Origin of the sequence: Pseudomaricurvus hydrocarbonicus (assembly GCF_011602365.1) — a bacterium.
GTDB classification, from domain to species: Bacteria; Pseudomonadota; Gammaproteobacteria; order Pseudomonadales; family Cellvibrionaceae; genus Pseudomaricurvus; species Pseudomaricurvus hydrocarbonicus.
This window is the reverse complement of the sequence record NZ_JAAONZ010000016.1, coordinates 26960-48290: the sequence shown is the minus strand read 5'-3', so window position 1 is coordinate 48290 and position 21331 is coordinate 26960. Positions and strand designations below refer to the sequence as shown.

The following is a 21331-nucleotide window of genomic DNA, read 5'->3' as shown; positions in this document are numbered from 1 at the left end:
GTTATCAACTAGATTGTCTGTATAAAATATTAAACATAAGTAAAAGAGGGGAGAGCCATGAGCGTTCAAATGCACATACCCGGTGTGAGTGATTTAACCGACGAAACCAAAAGTCCATTCCCGCTGAATCAGTGGTATGTGGCCGCGCTGTCGAAAGAGCTCACCGATCAACCGGTAGGCCGCACACTGTTAAGTCAGGCAGTGGTATTGTTTCGTGACGGTGATGGGCGCGTACATGCGCTGGAAGATCGCTGTTGCCATCGGGCCTTGCCATTGTCCTCAGGGACACTCGAAGACGCCGGTATACGCTGTGGTTATCATGGCATGCTATACAACGGTGGCGGGCAGTGCATAGACATACCGGGTCAAGACATTATTCCGCCACGGGCGAAAGTGAAGAGTTACCAGGTCAAAGAAGTCGATGGCTTCATCTGGATGTGGTTTGGTCTGGACCAGGATGCTGAACCGCTTTTTGAGCCTCCCAATTATGCCGTTCACAGCAGTGGCAAGTACCTCTACGATGGCGATGTGTATCATTATGAGGCACCCTATCAGTTGATTCACGACAACTTGCTGGATTTGAGCCATCTCGGCTACGTGCATTTGCGGACGATTGGCGGTGATGCCAAAACGCACATGAACGCAGACATGAGGGTCACCGGCGAAGGGGAGTGTGTGCGGGTGGTGCGCCATATGCGCGATTCGCTGCCGCCACCCACCTACACTGCGGCCTATCCCTTTAAGGACCGGATTGATCGCTGGCAGGAAATCGAGTTCTTGCCCACGCACCTGAAAATCTGGACCGGTGCAGTGGATGCCAACAGCGAAGATTTGAACGATCCAGAGCGCGGCGGTTTTCACATGCGCGGTTTCCACGGTGTAACGCCGGAAACAGAAACCACGTCACATTATTTCTGGACCATCGCCACCAACCCACAATCGGACCCCGAGGCCACCTTGCAAAAAGTGGTTGAGCAAACGGCTTTAACTTTCGAAGAAGACAAGGTGGTGATCGAAGATCAATACCAGAATATGCTCAAGTTCGGTCACGCGCCCATGATCAGTATTCATGTGGATGCCGGGGCCAATCGGGCAAGGCGCATTATAGAGAAGCTGCGCAGCACTGCCGGTTAGTGGAGGGGGTTGTGGAGTGGTGCTGTGGAGTGGGGCTGTACAGGGAGACGCATAAAAGAGTGAAATCTGTTATCGTTGCCGGATGTTTGAGCACCAGTATCCATACGGAATGAGAAGCAGATGATTGATCGCAAAACCTCCGCCAGCCCGGCGGCGGAGATTGAACTAGACACCTATGTCCCGGCCCTGTTGACCTGGATATCCAACAAGTTGTCGGGAGGCGCCTCGACGCTCTATTTGAAGCATTTCGGGGTGGGCATTGAAGTGTGGCGCTGCCTGGTTTTGCTGGCCAAAGGAGCCCCCATATCGGCCCAGTATATCTCGCAAACCATTGGCCTGGACAAGGCGTCGGTGAGTCGTTGTTTTAAAAAAATGCACGCCGATAAACTCATTGCATTCAGTGATGACGCATACGATAAACGAGTACGACTGGCTACCATTACCCGCAAAGGTCGGGACTTGCACGATCAAATTATTGGCCTGGCGCTGGTCAGGGAAGAGGCGCTGCTGTCGACGTTATCTGAACGGGAAACCGACACCCTGATCAAAATACTGCATAAGCTGCACTCGAACCTGCCAGCGGTTGAAGCGGCCAGTGAAGCGTATTTAGGTGAAACCAAGGACAACTGAAGCTTACGCTGGCCCCCTGCTAGAGAATATCTTTTAGAGCTGAGTTGATCGTGTTATCCGATAAGGCCTTGATCCCATTCTTGGTTTGGGAAGAATTTGTCAGAAAATATTCATTTAACATTCCAATGTAGAGCGTTTGCGAAATATGCGAGACAACGGCATATATGCCTCTTCTTTCCGACAGCCTACCGCTGCTGATAAAGTTGATTGTCGACCTTAATACACTGATGGCTTCAAGTTCGTCATTTTTACCTTTAGATAGTCCGGTAAGGCGTCAAGTAATGGCTGCTGGTCGTATCGCCGTTGGCATTTGTCCGAATGACTATCTCAGTGAACTTTCTCTGGCGGATTTCGTGTGGTCGGGGTGACGCGCAGCGGAATCACTGAAAGGAAAAGATGGAGAAAAAACTTTGGCACACACATCTAAAACATATAAAACAGTAAGTTGGTTGTGGGAATTAGAGTTTAGTTTTAATCTGTTTGCGCATTGCGGGCTACTGTACTCGGGGGTTAAAACCAGTAATGCCGTTTCCTCCGACACCCTATAAATTCTTTCATTTTGGGGAGCCTGGCCATTTATATAAGAAAACCTGTATAAAACCTTATGCCCAGTTGATTTATATGCATTAAAATAAGGGGTTTTTGAGGTTTTTTCCGGTCGTCTATAGACTCTGTCTCTGCCCCCCAATTTCCAATAGCAAAAAATTAGAAATACCGATTTACAGGCTCTATTCCCAATTGCTTCGTTTGGTTGTCGTGATCATATCTTGTGCAGACGTGAGATGGCGACACCAGGCGTGACGTGAGTGGCTATCCGTGTAGGCAACCAATGGCGTGAAATCATCAATGACGGTGATAGCAACCCAGCTCCAAATGAAACCAAGTGTCGAAGCTGGCGGAACACTATCAGCATGGTTAATCGCTTGTGCCAAAAGCCTCTTGTGCTGACTGGCCATGTGCAGCCAGAATTTCAGCATAGCGCTTTTCCAAAACGGCTTTATAAACCGGATGAGAAATAACATACAGCTGGTTGTTTTCAATGGCGTTTGCTACAGCGCGTCCCAAATAGACGGGATCGGTTAATCCTTGGGCAGCGACTTCTTCAGGGATATCCCCGGAGGCAATATCGGCTTCTGACATACGGCTTCGGGTTAACCCGGGAAAGAGTACAGACACGCCAACATTATAGGGAGCCAACTCATCACGAAGCGCTTCGGACATGGCGGTGACGGCAAATTTACTGGCAGAGTAGGCCCCGAAAGTACCGAACGCAAGCAATCCATTCATTGATGCAGTATTTACAATGTGGCCACTACCTCGTTGACGCATGTCATCAGCAAAGGTAACGACACCGTTGTAGACACCGGTGGTATTAACGGCCATTACCTTGGCAAAGGTATCGGGGGGAACTTGGTCCAGCGGCTGACGTGGTTGGGAAATCCCCGCGTTGTTACACAGCACATCGACCCGGCCAAACGTCTCATAGGCTACAGCTTTGGCGACGGCCCAGCTCTCCAATGAAGTGACATCAATTTGCAGAGCAATGGCATTATCGCCAAAGGGTTTTGCTTGTTCCTCGGCATGAGCAAGATTGATGTCCGCTAAAACCAGCTTCATACCTTTCTCGGCGAACGCTTGCGCAATGCCAGCGCCAATACCTCCACCGCCGCCAGTGATAAAAGCAACTTTGTCAGATAGTTTCATTCTTCAAAATTCCTTAACGATCTGCAGGGGTTGTTGTAATGTGCATAAATGGCCTCCACTTAACATGTTCTGCTTCGGCGTCCTTTTGAAGTTCGACGGCCATTGCGATGTGACCGAAGCTTAGGACCAGCTGCATTAAGCGCTTTTCACTGTCATCCCATTCGCTGATTGGTTTGGCATCAAGTTGATCAAGCGCAGTGGGCGCCAGGCTTATGATGGCGTTGTAAAATTGCTGTCGTTGTTCTTCGGTACTGCTATCACGGCGCTGGGCTCGTTTGGCAGAAGTGTCTGTCGCCCAAAAGTCAACAAAGGGTTCCAGTGTTTCGAATCCAGAGGGTAAGAGGGAAGGTGAAGGGTTCATAAGGCACCTCTGGACATTTCTTGCTTATAGGCTTGGACTTTGGCATCGACGCGGGTATACAGATGACGCAATAACACTTCCTGAGATTGCAGGTGGATATGCTTCAGAGCACCGCTGTTCAGCCCTCTTTGCGCCGCTTCAATGACCATACGATCTTCGCTGTGCACATCCCGGGCCATCGCCATGGAGAATTCACGACCAAAGCGCTCGCTGGCATTGCTGTCCTCTCCCACCCAGTAGATGCGGATCACTCCCCGGGATTTACGCGCACTAATGGGCATTACGTAGTGAACAAAGGGTTGAGTCGGTGTACCGATCATAAACAGATTGGGATAGGTGGCCCAATAGGCGCGACCAAAAGGGTGTTGCAAAGAATCTTTCTGCAACAGGGCGGGGATCAATTTACCAAAGGCAAATTTTTGTGTATCGCTCAAGACAGGGTTCGGATTGGCCCAGATTTGCTGGGTGCGGTGATCGCCGTGAAATCCATAGGCCGTTGGGTAGCCAAACGGGTTGTCTGCGCCGACGGCACCACCGCCGCCTGAGCGGGGATGGATAAAACGCAGGTGGTAGTTTTCCTGAAAGTTATCGTAGGTGAGCTTCCAATTGCCATCAATTTCATAAACATACTCAGAGTAGGTTGAAGCTTTGGCAACGGGTAACTGCTCCCATTGCTCCGCAAAGGGGCCGAGGAAATCATGCAGGCTCTGTTTGGGCTCGGGATCGAGATTAATAAAGATCAGCCCGGCGCAAACGCCCACGGCGACTTTGAGCAGGCTACAGTCTTTCTTTTCGACATAAAAACGCTCGAAGTCAGGGGCGCCACGCAGTTCGCCAGTATTGTTAAAAGTCCAGCTGTGGTAGGGGCAGGTGAAAGTATTGCGTGTGCCCGAGTCGGTGGCAATCAGTTGAGTGCCACGGTGGGTGCAGACATTATGGAAGGCTCTGATCTCGGCATCCTTGCTGCGTGTAATCAGAATAGATGCGTCGGCAAATTCCAGCTCGCGGACTATAAAGCTGCCGGACTCCGGCAATTCACAGACGTGACCGATGTTAAGCCAGGTTCGCTTGAAGATCGCCTCCCGCTCTAACTCAAAATAGTCATCCGAGAAGTAGGGGGCGGTCGGAATGGGATCCGTACCTAACGCCATGGCTTCTTCGCTTTCCGGTCTCTGATATTGGTGTAATTCACTCATTACTGGTCCTCCTGCGGTATTAGCACGCCCGTCATGATTCGCCTCTGGGCCATGCCTTCCGCTGGTAATTGTTATAAATACAACAGGTGTGTACAAATTACATCGACCCTCAAATAATTACAACACATGTGTTGTATTTATTGCCGGGGAGCGCTATTGTGGACTGAAATTTGGACGGTCTGGCTCAGAAAGTACAGTTTTTGCCTGGCACGTTGTTAGTTGGTACGCGTATTAATGTAGTGAGGAGTGGCGTTTTGAGTTTTGATCCGAAGGAAGCGTTGCCGAAGCGCAATAGAGGTTATGAGGCGACTCACCGGAAGATGATTGAAACGGCTGTTAAGCTGATATCAGATAAGGGTGTGGAGGCTGTATCTATCGCAGCGTTAGCCCGTGCTATGGCGGTTAACAGAACCACCGTTTACTACCATTTTGACAGCAGGGAAAAGCTGATTGAGGAAGTTAAAGCCTGGTCATCACAGCAGCTGGCCTCAGCCTTTGAGCCTGTGAAGCCGCCTCAGGACCGGGCGGAGCACATCTTCCGTTTTGTGTTGGAGAATCCAGAGTTGCTGAGGATGTGGGTCGATGATGCACTCAACGATGGTGATATCCGCCGGCTCTACCCGCACTGGGATAAAATGGTTGAGGGGATGCGTGAGAAGTTTTCTTTAGAGGGCGATCCGGACGGTATTGATCCCGAGGTGTTCAGTATTAATTTGTTGACTATGGCCTTTATCGGCCCGAGCATTTTTAAAAGCAGCGTTTGCCCGGATGCCGATAACGAGCTGGTCATTCAACGCTTCAGAAAAGAGACCATGCGCATGCTGGAAAATAGATCCTTCTTTGGGGAAGAGTAGTTGCTACTGTAAATTTTTTTTAAGACTGAGGCTCACCCTTGAACCGCCAAGTGATTACTGGATATCCGCCACCGCTGAGAATTCTTCTGCCAAGTGAGATCTTGGTTCGGTTCGCACATAATTGCCAATCACTGAGCTCCGCCTCTGCTTCCCATAACGAGTAGTAGGTCATCTTCAGTTTTACATTTCCGCATCCCTAGTGGCCCTTGAATCCCGGAATTTTGGATCGTGCCTAGCATTCCCTGTGAGCGGATCTATTCACCTGCTTTAGACCTATCTAGCTCTGCGTATTCATTTTATAATCAACTCTTTGCTGAGCACGTATTATCGATCATCTGATATCGACTCGATTAAGTGCTTTCAGCATGGTTACTTGCTGTAACAATGTATCTGATCAAGGAATCAGTGAATGAATGTCTCCATTAGTGGATATTTAACGTATGTCTGCAATCGTTGTCGAAAATCAGGCACCGTTGAAGGTAAGTCATTGACGTTTGGAGAAGACACCAGTCCTGAAGCGCAAGATGATGAGTATGTTCGTTATGTCGCACAATATGATACATCATGTGCCTCCTGTGGTAATACTGTACATATTGAGTTAGATGTCTGGGAGTACCCCGTTGCGGCGGTTAACTATTGTTATTATTCGGAGCAGGGTGTCGGCAATATTGAATGTGAATTTACCATCGACCACTATTTTGATGATGAAAACAGCAGCAATGGTGATGTTCATTCTGAACCAGACGAAGCGCGGAATGATGAAGAGTATGATGATGAAGAAAAGCTGTTTAATGAATCCCCAATAGAGCCAGGCTACACTGATGAATATGAAGACGACGACTATTAATTGACTTGGTGAACTTGCCTTATCGATAGCTCTACAATGAGATAATTATTCAGTGTGCCTTATTTACATCCGTTGCATCAGTTCTGTATGGAGAAATACTGGATGTCATGGTCTATGAAAATTTGAGTTGTAAACATTGCTGTAGCAGCATTGATGGTCCAATAAAAGCCGTTCAGGAGCGGGTATCTTAATAAATACTCAGCAATTCAGAGCGTATTCCATGGCTGGCAACGACCGTCAATTCTTCGTTAACCTTGGCTTTATGTGCGCAGTATTTAAATTCCCTGACGGCCTCAGAAACCCCCTGAATTATTTTTCTCGCTTTTCCTGGCTGAATATTCGCATGTTTGCCAATACCGATGAGGTCATCCATGGTGATGGCGTCAGACCCGGATTTTCCGCGCTTGCCTGCAATCGTCATTTGATGCCCTGACGTCCATTCGCCTTCCGGGTTATAGCTATAGGTCACATCAAAAGCCGGAGACAAGCTCCAGTTACCTTGACGGTCCATGAGGAAGGCTATATTTTTTGTGTGGTCGTCCTGATTCCTCGCCAAGACATTAAACACCATGCGGCGATACTGCTGCTCCAGGGCTGGCTGAGCCTCTTCCTTCAGAAGTTGTGTCATCACTCTAAAGGCCTGTTCGTAGCTGTAAGCCCCTGCCATATTAAAATCATAGTGTGCGATCGCACATAAGCTTTGCATGTGAAGCTTTTGACCATCCACTCGGTCAAATCGCTTGGTTAGGAAATGCGCCCGGCCATTTTCTTCATAGAGCTCGCAGGGTGCCATGCTGACACCGGCAGCCTTTGCCATTAGGTGATATGCATATTCAATACGACCAAAACCTTGCGGGTCGGCAAGTCGTCCTTTGTCCCTGTTCTCCGACACGCCATCAAACTTAATCAGGTAGTGCTCAAACTCCGCTCCCAGCTCTAATTGACCTGAGCGTATTTCGCTGGTTTTACGGTTCCACGCTATCAGCGCTTTAGCCCGGGCGCCCCCGGCAGAACTGCCTACCATGAGGATTTCTTCGAGGCCTTGGGTGCCCGAATCAGTGCCGTCCGATTCCTTAAGTTCAGTCTTGAAGTTTTGGCGCTCCGAAAGGATTTTGCTCGAGAGCTTCACCAGGTTGGCAATGTCGATTGGCCGATCATGTTCCTTGATGCCAATGTCAAAAGAATCCTCATACTCCAGTGCTCCCATAGCTCGCCGGCCAACGTACAAAAGTTTTTCCACCGGATTGAGTTCTTTGCGGTTTTGCTCTCGGCACCAGCGATCAATCAGTGCATTGCCGAACTTGTCGGGCAAGCTATCAGCGAGCATCCCCGGCAAGCCATGGAATGAGGCCTTTTCGAGACCAGGGAACCTGATGGGACCTGCCTGCTTGGGCATTCTTATTGGGCTCAATTCGACCGGCGCCTTCATAAAGTCGCTGTCATATTCAAACACAGCAATATCAGCGCTGTGATCCCACGAGACGGCGCCGACGTCTGTTCCCCAAATCCTGACTTTGGCGTGCTCAAAGGCTTCACTCATGTTTCATCTCCCCACGTCCAGCCTGAGGTTTTGTCGGGATGAGCTTGATCCGGTTTGTTTGTCTCTGCGTTAGAGTGGCTGGTGTATTTCATTTTGGAAGAGGGGGTTATGCTGGCATTGTCCATTCCACTGTCACCTCGCTTTTGCCTTACCCGTAACTTTTCTTTGGCTTTGATCTTTACCATCTGAACGGGGCTGACGGCAGTGTCATTGGAGACTGCGGCGAGCCAGTCAAGCTTGCCCAACGCTCGCAGTATGGATATCAAGTTGAGGATGCTGCAATTTTTCCCGGATTCGAGCCGAGCCAGAGTACTGACACCAACGCCGGCCTGTTCTGCGAGATCCTCCTGCCTGAGTTCTCGTAGTTTGCGCCAAGCCGATACTCGCTCACCGATCAGGGCGGCTATTTCGGCGTTATTCAGCTCAGATAATTCGGTCATATTTGAATCCTTAAGCTAGAAAATCTCTTTAAGAGATCATATCTGAGCCCTAATATAACAGGTTAACAAGGGGTAATAAACGTCATATATGAATTGATAAGTGCTAAAATTCGATTTAATAAGTCATATTTGATTGATTAAACAAGTTTTTTCGGCTCTTGCGCCAATCCTGTGTGCCCAGAAGCCCACGCATTTGTTCATTCTGTCTCAACCGATGAAGCGGGTCATCGGGCCGCTGACGTGGCCATTTGAACTTATCCGCCTCCCGACGCTTCTGCCAAACAGCAAACCCCGTCTCGAACGGAGACAAGGCAATCTCATCCTTGACGATGACACTCAGACCGTTAATGGCCTTGCGGAAGTCCACCGGTTCACGGTGCAGGTGAATCTTGATGTCCTTAGAACACGCGATCATGCAGACAGGGCCTTAACCCGTTCCGCTATCACCTGGGCGTTTTGTAGAAGTAATCGCAGAGTGACCCGACCATATTGGATCGAGACTTGAGCGCCAGATCCAGACAATGGTTTTAAACCCGGCACTGCAATAGCAAAGGCGTCTGGCTTACTATCGGCCTTGAGTTTGATGCGGCGCAGACTGAAGCATTTGGGGTTAATGCTTCGCTGAGTGCAGAGCTCAGCTAGTGTCAGGCTACTGTTGTCAAACTCATGGATCAAGGGCAGCTACTGAGCTTTGGTACGACGTTGTTTCATAAAACCTCCGAACGATGAAAATCCAGAGGTTAGTTATAAGACCTACTGATGAGTAGTGGGTGATTGGATTGGCGCTTAATGTCATTTTATAATGGGCTTGTCGTTAGACTGTGAGCAGGACTCGTAAGAGACTTCCGCGTGACTATATAGAGGCCCCAATGATCGAGCAGTTTTTATCAACGTGAGTCAGTAGCGATCTTATCTCTTGGGCAAGAACAGTGGCCTTATCGGTTTAGGCGGCCTTGGTTTTTACACGGGCCAGATTTTCATTACAAAGCATATCAAAAGGTACTTTTTTTAGACCGGCAATGATCCAGTCTATTTTCGATTAATGAAATTTAAAAGATATAAGATCAGAAAAGATATCGTCATGTATTTTGTACATGGCATCATGTATCTGAGAATTCCTGATTATTTAAGCACTGAAACAGGTACCCCTTTCTTCCGAGTATCTTGCAAGGCAAAAGCTCTCCATTGACGCAAGTTCTACAACGCCGTCAACATGGCGCTGGGCCTGTGGAGTCACGCAATACCAGCTCGGACTGCATCGCAACTTGCGAGATGCTTTTTTTGCCTCCGCGTAATTGGTCGATGAGTAACCCTGTGGCAATTTCAGCCATTTCATTGACCGGCTGGGCAATGGTCGTTAATGCGGGCCAGACCTGGTGTGCAATTTGAGAGTTATCGTATCCAGCTACAGAGAGATCCCCTGGTATTGAATAACCCAACTGATGGGCTACGCTCATCACTCCGGCCGCCATTTCATCAGTGCTTGCAAAGATCGCCGTTGGCGCCCGTTCGTGTGACAAGATCTCTCGAGCGCATTTGACTCCGGATTCAAAGGTATTGCTGCCTTGGGAGACGGAGGCATTATCAATATTGAGTCCTGCCGCAGTCATTGCGTCGATGAAACCGGTCTGGCGATGAACGATGGCGAGGTGGCCACTGTGTCCGGCAATAAAAGCGATGCGTTTATGGCCTAGCTGGATAAGATGTTCGGTCATCAATCTCGCTGCTATGCGATCATCTGAATAGACACAAGGAGATCCGGATTCATGATGGCCAGGTGACAGCCGGATTTGTGGCTTGTCCAGACGCTTTAGCGTTTCTATGGCGATGGAGAGGTCTGACAGAGGCGGCGTAAGAATCACGCCATCAATCCGTGATTTGATAATGTTAGCGGTGATTTCTTCTGCCAGCCCATTGATCCCATTCTGGTGATAGTTGAATGGATGAATTAATAGTTCGTAACCTTCTTTGCGACAGCGTGTCAGTACGCCTCTCTGGACATTGACTATGTAGGTTGATTCAGCCATGAGGTCATCGTAGAACAGGCCAACAAGATAAGAGCGTTTGCTGGCGAGCCCGCGTGCGGATGGGTTAGGCTGATAGCCAAGCTCACGTATCGCGTCCTGTACACGCTCACGAGTGGCAGGGCGAACATTAGGTTCCATATTCACCACTCTGGAAACAGTTTTTATAGAGACTCCGGCCAAATTGGCCACATCTTCGATGGTGGTTGTGATATCCATGTCCTCTATGACTTTGCGGGTAACGATATTAGTGGGTGATGGGGTTGGCTAAAAAACCAGAGCTAAACGGTTGTCACCATAGACTTTGATGCCATTTGGTCGCCTGAAATTTTGTCAGCGATAACTTAAATATGGCTTGGATTTTATAGGCCTTAAAAACAATATTTAAATAACAAAAGATTCTAAAATAAATAAAGAAAATCAAAAAGCACAATGGTGCTCCCTACACATTTTAAACGTTAACAACAGACGTCACTGGATTGATAGCGCTGTCATAGCGGTAAAGTATCTCCTTTTTGACGCTCGCTCGCTACTTTTATTGTCCCCTAAAGTTGGCATCAAATGGCTTAGGACCAGCAGGTGAGTGCAGACCAAGATGGAGGCGGTGGTTGGCCTTTCTGACTGCCATTTTAACACACCTGAAACTGATCAGATTAGCCATTACAGCCTACAGGCGCCCCGTTTGAGTGTTTCGCAGGCCGTTACCCGCCCCCAAGTATCGATACCGTATCCACAAATCATTGCTTCGGTTTTATAGGCGCCATGGTCAAGAACAGGGGGGCTTGTCTCCCGAGTTCATCATTTAATGACAGGCGCCGTGAGCGGAATCACCCGATAGCGGTGGCTTTCAAGGAGCACTGGAGCACAGTCCCAATTGCACGGTAAGTACACGGGTCTATCCAGGACGCACGCCTACAGTCATAGGAGGTGCGTCCTCCCTAGATGCCGGGGTAACGGCCGGTCGGTTGGGTAAATTAGCGATTTTAAACTATTGGTTAAACAGCTATTCAGTCGAAAAAGGTTATGTAAAGAAGCGCTCGCACGATAATTATCCATATGCTGCGATGGGAAAAAACAATCACGCCTGCTTGACAGCGCTGTCATTTTAATGGAGCATACGCATAACACCTCCCTCGGGAGCATAAAAATAAGCTGTCGCGGTTTTGCGTTACGACGACTAAAAATAAATATACCTCTCCAAAGAGGAAGAAAATATGGCATCAGTAACACCTGGTCTTACCCGGACCGAACTCTCCGCCCAGTGCAATACCAGCAATCATCGATTTGCTCTATCAGCCCTTACCAGCCTGTTTTTTATCTGGGGGTTTATCACCTGTCTTAATGACATTCTGATTCCGCACTTGAAAAGCGTCTTTTCTCTCAGCTACACCCAGGCAATGCTGATTCAGTTTTGTTTTTTTGGTGCCTATTTTGTGATGTCGCTGCCGGCAGGGGCGCTGGTACAGCGCATCGGTTACAAGCGTGGATTGGTGGTCGGCTTATTGGTAGCGGGAGTTGGGTGCCTGATGTTTTACCCTGCAGCCTCTCAGCAAGTCTATTTCCTGTTCCTTGCGGCGCTGTTTGTGCTGGCTTCCGGAATAACCTTGTTGCAGGTGTCTGCAAACCCTTATGTGACCGCACTAGGTCCACCGGAAACCGCATCCAGCCGTCTCAATCTGACTCAGGCTTTTAATGCATTAGGCACCACGGTGGCGCCGTTTTTTGGTGCGATGCTGATTTTGTCGGTTGCGCCCGATGCGCTGGTCCATAACAGTGAACTCGCCTCCGAAGCTGATGCCGTCAAGTTTCCTTATATGCTGCTCGCTACCACGCTGTTTATTTTTGCGGGTATTTTTGCCGTGCTGAAGCTGCCATCGTTTCACAGCCACAAGCAACCAAAAACCACCACACAGTCCTTGAAAAGTTCTGGATCGGCGTGGCAGTACCCGCATCTGGTAATGGGGGCTGTGGGTATCTTTGTCTATGTGGGTGCCGAGGTATCTATTGGCAGTTTTTTAGTGAGTTTCCTCGGTGAACCTCATATTGCCGGTTTAGCCGAAGAGCAGGCAGCCCATTATATTGCCTGGTACTGGGGTGGCGCGATGGTGGGGCGTTTCATCGGTGCGTTGATCATGACTCGTTTCGAGCCCGGCAAGGTGTTAGCGTTAAATGCCTGCGCCGCTGTGCTGCTGGTGACGACAGCGGCTCTTGGTAGCGGAACCTTGGCCATGTACGCCATTCTACTGGTGGGACTCTGCAACTCAATCATGTTTCCTACGATTTTTAGTCTGGCCTTGCATGGCCTGGGAAAGCACACCAGCCAGGGGTCCGGCGTTCTTTGTCTGGCCATAGTTGGTGGTGCATTGATTCCTCTGCTTCAGGGCGTTCTGGCGGATGCTATGGGGCTGCAGCCAGCATTTATTCTACCGGTGATCTGTTACCTGTATATCGTATTTTACGGGCTTCGTGGATCCAGATTCGTCGTGAAAAATAACTGATATTCCTTGTCGAACCGCACTGATTTGTGTGCACAACGTTCGGAAAACTATAAAAAATAATTGGGTAAACGACTATGCCTTTAAAAACAAAATATTTACCACTTACTCTGACAATATGCTTAACCGCTGCCTGCAGTGTCGATAATGCCACTGAAGATGGAGCTAGGCAGCCGCAAATACTTACAAAGAACACCTTTCGTGATTTAAATGGCAACGGCAAGAAAGATCTGTACGAAGACACTTCCAAGCCGATTGAACAGAGAGTCGACGACATCCTGTCACGTTTATCCCTCGACCAGAAAGTCAATCTGGTGATGGGCACGGGAATGAACACTGACGATTATACCAACCCCGACAGCAAGGTTCCGGGTGCCGCAGGGTATACCTATGCCCTTAATGAATTAGGTATAGCTTCCATCGTACTGGCCGATGGGCCTGCCGGTTTGAGAATTTCGCCCTCGAGAAAAGGCGATCCTAACAGCTACTTCGCCACGGCTTTTCCAATTGGAACGCTGTTGGCATCGACTTGGGATACGGACATGCTGACCACCATTGGTCAATCCATGGGCGAGGAAGTTAAGGAATACGGCGTTGATATTCTGTTGGCACCTGGCATGAACATTCATCGCAACCCCCGTGGTGGCCGTAACTTTGAATATTATTCTGAAGACCCCGTTCTGAGCGGCAAGTCGGCCGCAGCCATGGTCAATGGTATTGAGTCCAATGGTGTCGGTGCCACCATCAAGCACTACGTGGCCAATAATCAGGAGACCAACCGTTTTCTGGTCGACACCATTGCCAGTGAGCGTGCACTCAGGGAAATCTATTTACGCGGCTTTGAAATCGCGGTCAAAGATTCCCAGCCCTGGGGCATCATGAGTTCCTACAATAAGCTCAACGGTAGCTATACGCCACAAAGCGAAAATATACTCACCCAAGTGCTGCGCGACGAGTGGGATTTCCAGGGATTGGTCATGACCGACTGGTTTGCCGGTGATGATGCGGTAGCACAGATGAATGCCGGAAATGACCTGATCATGCCAGGTACTCCAAAGGATACCGAACAGCTTGCTGCAGGGTTGGAGTCTGGACAGCTGGACGAGAAAACGTTGGATAGAAACCTGCAGCGAATTCTCAAGGTGATTCTGCAGTCGCCCAGCTATGCAGGTTACCCATACAGTAACAAACCGGACCTCAATGCACACGCGCACACAGCGAGACAGGCTGCCGCCGAAGGTGCCGTGTTATTGAAAAATACCGGCGGGGCATTGCCGCTGGCAAAAGCGGTTAACAAGGTTGCCGTGTTTGGTAATACCTCCTATGACTTTATTTCGGGCGGAGCCGGTAGCGGTGATGTCAATGAAGCCTATACCGTTTCTCTGGTTGACGGTTTACAGACTGCCGGATACCACATCGATTCCAAATTGGCGTCTACCTATGAACAGTTTTTGGCCACGGAAAAAGCTCGGCAGCCAAAGAAGGAAAACTTCTTTCAGTTGTTGCCGCCGATTGTTGAAATGCCGTTGGCAGGTGAGGCACTGGCCACTCAGGCAGCTGAAGCCGATATCGCGCTGATTACACTTGGTCGCAATTCGGGTGAATTCCAGGATCGTCCAGTAGAGGGTGATTTTACCTTGACCGCGGGTGAGCAGCGTTTGATTGCCGATGTATCCTCGGCCTTCCATGCCCAGAACAAACAGGTCGTGGTAATTCTCAATGTCGGCAATGTGCTGGAAATCGCCAGTTGGCGTGATCAGGTCGATGCCATTTTACTGCCTTGGCAGGGTGGACAGGAAGCGGGTAATGCCATTGCCGACGTATTAACTGGCAAGGTAAACCCTTCCGGAAAATTGCCGACGACCATGCCCGTCCACTATAGGGATGTGCCGTCATCAGATAATTTTCCCGGTGTGGAAACCTCTGATAAAACCGTCTCTGGAATCGGTGGCTTTGCCGTGGGTAAACCTTCCAGGGTGGATTACGAAGAGGGTATTTTCGTCGGTTACCGATACTACGATACCTTCAACGTTGAGCCAGCCTATGAGTTTGGTTATGGACTTTCCTATACCCAGTTCGAGTATGGTTCGACCACCGTCAGTTCGACTACCTTCGAAGACTCGATCAGTGTTTCAGTCACCGTTACTAACAACGGTAAGGTTGCTGGTAAGGAAGTGGTACAAGTGTATCTGAGCGCGCCCGAAGGTCAGCTGAAAAAGCCGGTCAGGGAACTGAAAGGTTTCGCCAAGACTCGCCTGTTAGCCCCTGCCGAATCCCAGCAATTGACTTTTACCTTAAAGGTTAAGGAGTTGGCATCGTTTGATGAAAGCCGATCATCCTGGGTTGCTGATAAGGGTATTTATAAAATTGATATTGGCGCCTCGTCCAGGGATATTCGCCAAACGGTGACATTTGAACTGCCCGATGAGCGCATCGCTGAGAGCAATTTAACCGATTTATGACATTTTTTACCTGGATCTCCTTTACCAACCATTGTGGATCCTACATTTTAAGATGAAAAAGCGTGATAAAAATTAGTCAATAATCAGGAGAGACCCATGAAAAAAATAAAAAATAAGAAACAATTAAGCTATGCCATTTCTTTATCCGTATTGTCTTTGGCTTCGGCCAGTAGCTTGGCTCAGAAGACCATTGAAGAAGTCACGGTAACGGCCACCCGGACAGAAAGTCTGTTGTCCGAGACACCAATTGCCATGACGGCACTAACCCCCGATTCGATGCGTGATTCAGGGATTACAGACGCAACCAAGCTTAATGATGTCGTTCCCAATGTACGATTAACGGAATCTAACGGCGACTATCGAGTAGCTATTCGTGGGGTATCCAGTACGGACACCACTGAGAAAGGTGATCCCTCGGTCGCCTTTATGCAAAACGGAATATATATCGCACGCTCTCAGGATATCGTTGGTTCCTTTTTTGATCTTGAGCGGGTCGAAGTACTTCGTGGCCCCCAGGGTACCCTCTATGGACGCAATACCACGGCAGGTGTCATCAATGTGTTGTCCGCCCGTCCAAAAAATGAGTTCGAAGCTTCTGTCGACATGGAGCTGGGCAACTACGGGACAGAAAATTTTACTGGCATGGTCAATGTGCCGCTTAATGATAATCTGGCCATGCGGGCGGCAGTCAATCGCGAGAAACGAGATACCGTACTCGAAGGTCCTGGCGCAAAAAATCTTGATGCATTTCGCGATAACCTGACGGGTCGACTGTCTTTGGGTGGTGACTACGACAAATTCGAATTTGTGGTGGTAGGCGAGGCCAGCCAAGCGGAAGGCTCGGTATTCAACATACTCCCGATCAGCAATTTTTTCCCGGATGGCTATGCCACCACGCCTACCATTGACCCTCGTTACCATGCTGCAGGCAGTACCGACGATCTGCTCAATGTGCCGTTTGAAATTACCGCACCAGATTCGCGCGATGAAGATCGTTGGAGTCTGATGACAGAAGCGACCTATCATTTTGATAACTTTTCACTGACGTACCTCGGCTCTGTTCGTGATGCTGATCGTGAATTCAATCGTAATTATATGGTGTTGGGAAGTATTCCCAACCCGGCTACTTTCGTTGGAAGTTTTGAGCAGAGCTCCCATGAGCTGCGCATCGCCTTCGGTCAAGATAAACCCTTGCACGGCCAGGCAGGTCTTTACTATTTTAAGGAAGAGATCGATTTGGAGCTCAATCTGGGCAACCCTATAGCCTCGATGTTTTTTGGTGAGAATGCGGTGGGTTATGCCTTCCCTCAGGGGCCGGTCGAAGCTGAGTCTAAAGCCGCGTTCACCGAGCTCACCTACAATATAACTAACGATCTGCATGTGACTGGCGGTATTCGTTATACCGAAGATGAAAAATCACGAGAAGGAGCAACAGTACTTGATGTGCAAGACCCTGATACGGGTGTTGTAACACGTACTGTACTCAATGAGAATCTGGCGGCAGATGATTGGACCAAGACCACTTGGAAGTTGGGTGTTGATTACTTCCTGGGTGATCTGGGCATGATCTATGCGTCGGTTGCAACAGGCTATAAAGCGGGAGGTTTTAATGATGGTTGTGTAGAGGGCTCAGGAATAGGCTGTACTCAACCCGCTGAGTTACTGTATTACGGTCCAGAAGAGTTGACCAGTATCGAAGCAGGTTTTAAATTCAGTTTACTTGAAGACACTCTGAACCTGAATGCGTCGGTATTTACATACGATTATACTGAAAAGCAGATTGAGGCCACGATTGTCAATCCTCCTGCCAGAGTTACCCGCAATGCGGGTGAAGCGGGTATTGAAGGTATTGAAATTGACGGAATCTGGCTTCCCTATGAAAATGGTAAGCTTGAATTTTCAGCAACCTGGCTGGACGCAGTTTACGATGATTTTGTACCCGATGAAGCTAATTACCCGGACCTGAACTTCAAGGGAAAATATCTTGATCATGCGCCAGAAAATACTTTTCGTTTATCGTATACCCATACATTTCCGTTATCGATAGGCGGATACCTGGATGCGAACGTCAGCAGCTTATATAGCTCTGAGTATTATATTGTTGATTTACCTAATGTATCTCAGTTCAAGCAGCCGAGCTATACCAAAACCAATGTCACGTTGACCTATCACTCCGAGGATGATTCCTGGTATGTGCAGGCGTATGGCAAAAATCTTGAGGATGAGATTACGCTGGGTTCAGCAACCTCTGGCTTTTTTGGCGCAGCCAATGTCGAAGATCCTAGAACATACGGCGTTCGAGCAGGGATGAAATTCTAACAGCTCCCCATAAAAGCGCAGCAGTATCTGCTGCGCTTTTCCTTCTATCTTTTTGATAACAATATTCAGCCGGTTTCTGGGCTGATTAAGCTTCAGGATGATGACAACACAAGCGTTCTCTTTGCGGTGAACCAGCGCTCAGTTCGCTACTGCTGTCATTGCAATGGTGCGGCCAGAATAAATCCAGTCGGCCAGTGACCTTTAAGGACATCAATATGAAACTCGAACGTCTAAAACAGCGATTAGCAGTAGCGCTTATGGCAGGGATTCTCGCGGTCTTCTCTTATACAGTTTATGCAGCCACTGGCAAAGACGACACTTTATTTGATCTAACTGCTCTGCAAGCGGAATCTCTAGATAAGCCAGGCGGACTGCAGGAGATTTCTCTTTATGCCAACAACACAATAGCGGAAGAAGACACGGAACTCTGGGAGCGATTTTTTGGCCAGGTCATGGTGCGCAATACGGTGCTGCCAACGTTGATTCCTGGGTTTCCCGATGCCGATAAACGCAATGGCAAAACCATCATCATTGTGCCGGGTGGCGGTTACCAGTTTGTTTCCATAGAAAATGAAGGTTTTGGCATTGCCAGGCAATTACAAAACGCAGGTTATACTACTTTTATTCTCAAATATCGCTTGCCCCATACGCCAGAGGATCCACAGCAAAATATCGTTGCGCTAGCGAAACTGTTCAGTAGCTTGGGCGAAAAAAAGTTAGCAGACCATCAACCCGCTGTAGATGACCTCGCCGCCGCTTTAAAGCTGGTTTCGTCGCGCTCGGCAGAGTGGGGTGTTGACCCCCGGCAAATCGGTGTGATTGGCTTCTCGGCAGGTGCCCGTACGGTTATTCGGTTGCTGGAAAATCACTCCGAGGCATCATTGGCGCAACACGTAGCACTGATTTATCCACCCATGAGTCATACCGTGAAAAATGGCCCGCGGCCCCCCCTTTTTTTGACGATCGCCGCAGATGATCCGTTGTTTAGTCAGGGAGGGATGGCACTCCCACAGGCCTGGTACCGACAGAGCCGCAATATCGAGTTTCATCTTTTTTCAAGCGGCGGTCACGGCTTTGGCAGCAGACCTAGTGGCAGTACCAGTGACATATGGATGGCCAATTACCTGAGTTGGCTTGAACACCACAAAGCAATGTAACCCTAAGGTGACTGACTCATGACTACCACCAAACGCTCCCCGTTCTTTTTGCTGCTCGTCCTGTTTGTAACCCTGCTAAGCCGAGGGGCCGAGGCATGGTACCCGGCTATGGAAGAGTTGCTCTATGGCGTAGCTTATTACGATGAATATATGCCCGTCGAGCGCCTGCAAACTGATTCCCGCATGATGAAAGAGGCTGGAATCAACGTGGTACGCATTGCTGAGTCTACCTGGGGTACTCTCGAACCCAGCGATGGTAAATTTGATTTCAGCCATGTCGATCGTGTTCTTGAGGTGATGCACAAGGTGGGTATTAAAGTGATTGTCGGCACCCCGACTTACGCAATTCCCACCTGGATGGCGCGTCAATACCCGGATATCCTGGCGGTTACCCCCAGCGGACAGCGCAGCTATGGTGCGCGTCAGAATATGGATATTACTCATCCTGATTTTCGTCGCCATGCTGAGCGGGTTATCCGCCAATTGATTGGCCATGTCAAAGATCATCCGGCTGTGATCGGCTTTCAGGTGGATAATGAAACCAAGCACTATGGCACCTCTGGTGCCAATGTGCAGAAAGCATTTGTTACTCATATGCGCGGAAAATACCCGTCCCTGGAGGTGATGAATCATGAACTGGGGCTCGACTACTGGAGCAATCGCATCAACAGCTGGGAAGATTTCCCCTCGGTTAACGGCAGCATCAATGCCAGTCTCAATGGTGAATTTTCCCGCTTTCAGCGTGGTCTGGTGACCGAGTACCTCGCCTGGCAGGCGGGGTTGGTTAATGAATACAAACGGCCCGATCAGTTTGTCATGCAAAACTTTGATTTTGAATGGCGCGGCTACTCCTATGGTATACAGCCTGATGTTGACCACTTTGCCGCCGCCCGCGCGATGGATATTGCCGGGGTGGATATTTACCACCCTGGGCAGGACGACCTTACCGGTACTGAAATATCCTTCGGCGGCGATATGGCGCGCTCAATGAAAGACGGGCAAAACTATTTGGTCGTGGAGACCGAAGCGCAGGGTTTTCCCCAGTGGACACCGTATCCCGGACAGCTTCGGCTACAGGCTTTTAGCCATGTGGCATCAGGGGCCAACATGGTTGCCTACTGGCCCTGGCACTCGATCCACAACGCGATTGAAACCTATTGGAAAGGCTTGCTGAGCCATGACTTTAAACCAAACCCCACCTATAACGAAGCCAAAACCATTGGTGCGGATTTCAAGCGTATTGGCGACAAGCTGGTTAACCTGAAAAAAAATCACCAGGTGGCGATCCTGTTCAGCAATGACGCGCTGACCGGTTTTAACAGCTTCAGTTTTGGTTGGGATGCCACAGAGAACTACAACGATATTCTGCGTCCTTTTTATGATGCCCTGTATCGTCTCAATGTGGGTGTGGATTTTGTCGATCCCTCCAGTAAAAATATTGAGCAATACAAATTACTGGTGGTGCCGGTCTTGTATGCCGCCAGCGATGAATTACTGCAGCGTTTAAATGATTATGTCGCCAAGGGTGGTCGCATTGTTTACACCTTCAAAAGTGGCTTTGCCAATGAAAACGATAAGGTTAGAGTCGTTCAGCAGCCAGGGCTGATAAACCAGGTGGTGGGTGTTCAATACAGTCAGTTCGTATTGCCGAACAAGGTGTCTCTCGCTGGTGATCCGTATCAGGTGGGCGACGATAACAACAGTGTCAGCCACTGGATGGAGCTACTGACGCCGACTACAGCAGAGGTATTGGCTCGTTATGAACACCCGGTGTGGGGACAGTATGCCGCCATCACCCGCAACCAATTTGGGCGTGGTAGCGCTACCTATATCGGTTTCATGCCGGGAACGGAGCTGATTGAGAAAATCATGTTACAGGCACTCGAAGAAGCGAAGTTAATGGGCCCCGATCAGCAGTTACACTTTCCATTGATCGTCAAGTCGGGCGTTAATCAGCGCGGAAGAATTGTTCATTACTATTTTAATTATTCGGCCGATGCGCATACATTTTCTTACCCTCATGCAGGCGGTGTTGAATTGCTTTCTGCTCGCCCTATAAAAAGTGGTTCAACGGTAACCTTGACTGGCTGGGATTTTAAGATCATCGAAGAAGCTACGGTAAAACAATAGCAGGCTAAATGTTTCCTAATTCGATTCAACCAAAACGC

The 21331-nt window shown here is 49.1% G+C and carries 16 protein-coding genes; 9 read left to right on the top strand and 7 right to left on the bottom strand.

The window, feature by feature from the left end:
• Positions 1–57: 57 nt before the first annotated feature.
• Together G8770_RS17530 and G8770_RS17525 are read left to right on the top strand one after the other, a co-directional pair.
• The gene (locus G8770_RS17530) at positions 58–1134 is read left to right on the top strand and encodes an aromatic ring-hydroxylating oxygenase subunit alpha (RefSeq protein WP_167189878.1); all 1077 of its coding nucleotides are present in this window, start codon (positions 58–60) and stop codon (positions 1132–1134) included.
• 120 nt (positions 1135–1254) lie between these two features.
• Positions 1255–1764: a MarR family winged helix-turn-helix transcriptional regulator gene (locus G8770_RS17525; protein WP_167189875.1), complete on the top strand. Its 510-nt coding sequence runs from the start codon at positions 1255–1257 to the stop codon at positions 1762–1764.
• A gap of 915 nt (positions 1765–2679) precedes the next feature.
• Here the strand turns inward: G8770_RS17525 and G8770_RS17520 are convergent.
• From G8770_RS17520 to G8770_RS17510, 3 genes are read right to left on the bottom strand one after another with little or no spacing between them, the layout of a single operon-like run.
• Complete coding sequence (locus tag G8770_RS17520; RefSeq protein ID WP_167189872.1) at positions 2680–3468, bottom strand: SDR family oxidoreductase; 789 nt, start codon at positions 3466–3468, stop codon at positions 2680–2682.
• A 13-nt stretch (positions 3469–3481) separates the two neighbouring features.
• On the bottom strand, positions 3482–3829 hold the full coding sequence (locus G8770_RS17515) for a hypothetical protein (RefSeq protein ID WP_167189869.1): 348 nt from the start codon (positions 3827–3829) through the stop codon (positions 3482–3484).
• Entirely contained in the window at positions 3826–5025 is a 1200-nt protein-coding gene (locus G8770_RS17510) for an aromatic ring-hydroxylating oxygenase subunit alpha (protein WP_167189867.1), read from the bottom strand. The genes G8770_RS17515 and G8770_RS17510 overlap by 4 nt, the downstream gene beginning before the upstream one ends.
• A 170-nt stretch (positions 5026–5195) precedes the next feature.
• Between G8770_RS17510 and G8770_RS17505 the strand changes: the two genes are divergently transcribed.
• Both G8770_RS17505 and G8770_RS17500 read left to right on the top strand, forming a co-directional pair.
• The gene (locus tag G8770_RS17505) at positions 5196–5879 is read left to right on the top strand and encodes a TetR/AcrR family transcriptional regulator (protein WP_208022339.1); all 684 of its coding nucleotides are present in this window, start codon (positions 5196–5198) and stop codon (positions 5877–5879) included.
• 409 nt (positions 5880–6288) lie between these two features.
• On the top strand, positions 6289–6726 hold the full coding sequence (locus tag G8770_RS17500) for a hypothetical protein (RefSeq protein ID WP_167189864.1): 438 nt from the start codon (positions 6289–6291) through the stop codon (positions 6724–6726).
• Positions 6727–6913: 187 nt separating this feature from the next.
• Here the strand turns inward: G8770_RS17500 and G8770_RS17495 are convergent, their stop codons facing one another.
• The 4 genes from G8770_RS17495 to G8770_RS17480 form a co-directional block, all read right to left on the bottom strand.
• The gene (locus G8770_RS17495; protein ID WP_167189861.1) at positions 6914–8266 is read right to left on the bottom strand and encodes a type II toxin-antitoxin system HipA family toxin; all 1353 of its coding nucleotides are present in this window, start codon (positions 8264–8266) and stop codon (positions 6914–6916) included.
• Complete coding sequence (locus G8770_RS17490; protein WP_167189858.1) at positions 8263–8706, bottom strand: helix-turn-helix domain-containing protein; 444 nt, start codon at positions 8704–8706, stop codon at positions 8263–8265. Before G8770_RS17490 ends, G8770_RS17495 begins: the two co-directional genes overlap by 4 nt.
• Positions 8707–8821: 115 nt before the next feature.
• The gene (gene tnpB, locus G8770_RS17485; protein ID WP_167189855.1) at positions 8822–9121 is read right to left on the bottom strand and encodes a transposase; all 300 of its coding nucleotides are present in this window, start codon (positions 9119–9121) and stop codon (positions 8822–8824) included.
• A gap of 793 nt (positions 9122–9914) precedes the next feature.
• Positions 9915–10949, bottom strand: a complete 1035-nt coding sequence (locus tag G8770_RS17480) for a LacI family DNA-binding transcriptional regulator (RefSeq protein WP_167189852.1) — start codon at positions 10947–10949, stop codon at positions 9915–9917.
• A 995-nt stretch (positions 10950–11944) separates the two neighbouring features.
• On the opposite strand from G8770_RS17480, the gene G8770_RS17475 reads away from it, so the two are divergent.
• The 5 genes from G8770_RS17475 to G8770_RS17455 all read left to right on the top strand — a co-directional run bounded on the left by G8770_RS17475 (position 11945) and on the right by G8770_RS17455 (position 21293).
• Positions 11945–13228, top strand: coding sequence for a sugar MFS transporter (locus G8770_RS17475; RefSeq protein WP_167189849.1), 1284 nt, complete (start codon positions 11945–11947; stop codon positions 13226–13228).
• Between the two features lie 74 nt (positions 13229–13302).
• Entirely contained in the window at positions 13303–15687 is a 2385-nt protein-coding gene (locus G8770_RS17470; RefSeq protein ID WP_167189846.1) for a beta-glucosidase family protein, read from the top strand.
• A 96-nt stretch (positions 15688–15783) separates the two neighbouring features.
• Positions 15784–18006: a TonB-dependent receptor gene (locus G8770_RS17465; RefSeq protein ID WP_208022338.1), complete on the top strand. Its 2223-nt coding sequence runs from the start codon at positions 15784–15786 to the stop codon at positions 18004–18006.
• Between the two features lie 215 nt (positions 18007–18221).
• Positions 18222–19163 carry an alpha/beta hydrolase gene (locus tag G8770_RS17460; RefSeq protein ID WP_167189844.1) on the top strand — a complete coding sequence of 314 codons (942 nt, stop codon included), beginning with the start codon at positions 18222–18224 and terminating at the stop codon, positions 19161–19163.
• A gap of 18 nt (positions 19164–19181) precedes the next feature.
• The gene (locus G8770_RS17455) at positions 19182–21293 is read left to right on the top strand and encodes a beta-galactosidase (RefSeq protein WP_208022337.1); all 2112 of its coding nucleotides are present in this window, start codon (positions 19182–19184) and stop codon (positions 21291–21293) included.
• Positions 21294–21331 lie beyond the last annotated feature (38 nt).

Coding starts and splice junctions, on each gene's coding strand:
- G8770_RS17530 (WP_167189878.1), top strand. CDS start 58: ATGAGCGTTCAAATGCACATACCCGGTGTGAGTGATTTAACCGACGAA.
- G8770_RS17525 (WP_167189875.1), top strand. CDS start 1,255: ATGATTGATCGCAAAACCTCCGCCAGCCCGGCGGCGGAGATTGAACTA.
- G8770_RS17520 (WP_167189872.1), bottom strand. CDS start 3,468: ATGAAACTATCTGACAAAGTTGCTTTTATCACTGGCGGCGGTGGAGGT.
- G8770_RS17515 (WP_167189869.1), bottom strand. CDS start 3,829: ATGAACCCTTCACCTTCCCTCTTACCCTCTGGATTCGAAACACTGGAA.
- G8770_RS17510 (WP_167189867.1), bottom strand. CDS start 5,025: ATGAGTGAATTACACCAATATCAGAGACCGGAAAGCGAAGAAGCCATG.
- G8770_RS17500 (WP_167189864.1), top strand. CDS start 6,289: ATGAATGTCTCCATTAGTGGATATTTAACGTATGTCTGCAATCGTTGT.
- G8770_RS17495 (WP_167189861.1), bottom strand. CDS start 8,266: ATGAGTGAAGCCTTTGAGCACGCCAAAGTCAGGATTTGGGGAACAGAC.
- G8770_RS17490 (WP_167189858.1), bottom strand. CDS start 8,706: ATGACCGAATTATCTGAGCTGAATAACGCCGAAATAGCCGCCCTGATC.
- tnpB (WP_167189855.1), bottom strand. CDS start 9,121: ATGATCGCGTGTTCTAAGGACATCAAGATTCACCTGCACCGTGAACCG.
- G8770_RS17480 (WP_167189852.1), bottom strand. CDS start 10,949: ATGGATATCACAACCACCATCGAAGATGTGGCCAATTTGGCCGGAGTC.
- G8770_RS17475 (WP_167189849.1), top strand. CDS start 11,945: ATGGCATCAGTAACACCTGGTCTTACCCGGACCGAACTCTCCGCCCAG.
- G8770_RS17470 (WP_167189846.1), top strand. CDS start 13,303: ATGCCTTTAAAAACAAAATATTTACCACTTACTCTGACAATATGCTTA.
- G8770_RS17465 (WP_208022338.1), top strand. CDS start 15,784: ATGAAAAAAATAAAAAATAAGAAACAATTAAGCTATGCCATTTCTTTA.
- G8770_RS17460 (WP_167189844.1), top strand. CDS start 18,222: ATGAAACTCGAACGTCTAAAACAGCGATTAGCAGTAGCGCTTATGGCA.
- G8770_RS17455 (WP_208022337.1), top strand. CDS start 19,182: ATGACTACCACCAAACGCTCCCCGTTCTTTTTGCTGCTCGTCCTGTTT.